This window comes from Herbaspirillum sp. VT-16-41 (assembly GCF_001994935.1).
Lineage (GTDB): Bacteria > Pseudomonadota > Gammaproteobacteria > Burkholderiales > Burkholderiaceae_D > Herbaspirillum > Herbaspirillum frisingense.
In genome coordinates this window covers 1-904 of sequence record NZ_MUXB01000191.1, presented here as the reverse complement: position 1 = coordinate 904, position 904 = coordinate 1, and the positions used below count along the sequence as shown (strand labels likewise).

1 pseudogene is annotated in these 904 nt (G+C 47.7%); it reads left to right on the top strand.

From position 1 onward, the window contains the following. Positions 1-392 precede the first annotated feature (392 nt). Positions 393-904: pseudogene (locus tag BTM36_RS26360) on the top strand (poly-beta-hydroxybutyrate polymerase); the annotation flags it as partial.

Here is a 904-nt window from a genome sequence, read left to right as displayed (position 1 = left end):
CGTTAGGTTATTCTCAGGGCAGAAATACACACATATATAATGATTGGCTTCACCCTAACCCAAACTAATAAAGAAGATAAAGACAATGAGATACTCACTCTAACTAAAACAAGTAATTAAAAAATAAAAAGAGAGGTAGGTGATAACCAATGTTTGATATAGGTGAAAAAATCCAAGAGTTCTTTATTGATTTTATAAATGATGTTATGGAAAGAACGTTTGATTTGATTTCCAAATTACTTTTTAGCTCCGAGGGAATGACAGGTTTTTTCAGTGAATTATACGGTATATTTGTCGGTGTTGGCGCAATGCTTATGGTTTGTATCGTTTTATTTAAAATAATACAAGGATTATTAGAATCGGCAGCTAGTGGTGAATCACAGGAAGTTCACATGTGGCACCAGGGCTTCCTGCTGACCGAACAATGGTGGAATGCTGCCACGCGGGACGTCTGGGGTGTCGAAAAACATCATGCCGATCTGGTCAATTTCGCTGCGCGCCAGCTACTGGACATGTTCTCGCCCGGCAACTATCTTTTGACCAATCCGGAAGTGCTGCGTGTGAGCGTGGAACAAGGCGGCAACAATCTCCTGACCGGTCTGCAGAACTGCATGAACGACATGGTCGGTCTGCTGCTGGAACAGCCCACCAGTACCGATCGCAGCTTCCTGCCCGGCAAGGATGTGGCGATCACGCCCGGCAAGGTGGTCCTGCGCAACGACATCATGGAATTGATCCAGTACGCCCCGGCCGGCAAGGCGGTGTATCCGGAGCCGCTGCTGATCATTCCGGCCTGGATCATGAAGTACTACATCCTCGACCTGTCACCGGCGAACTCGCTGATCCGCTATCTGGTCGAGCGCGGTCACACGGTATTCTGCGTCTCCTGGAAGAACCCCGGTCC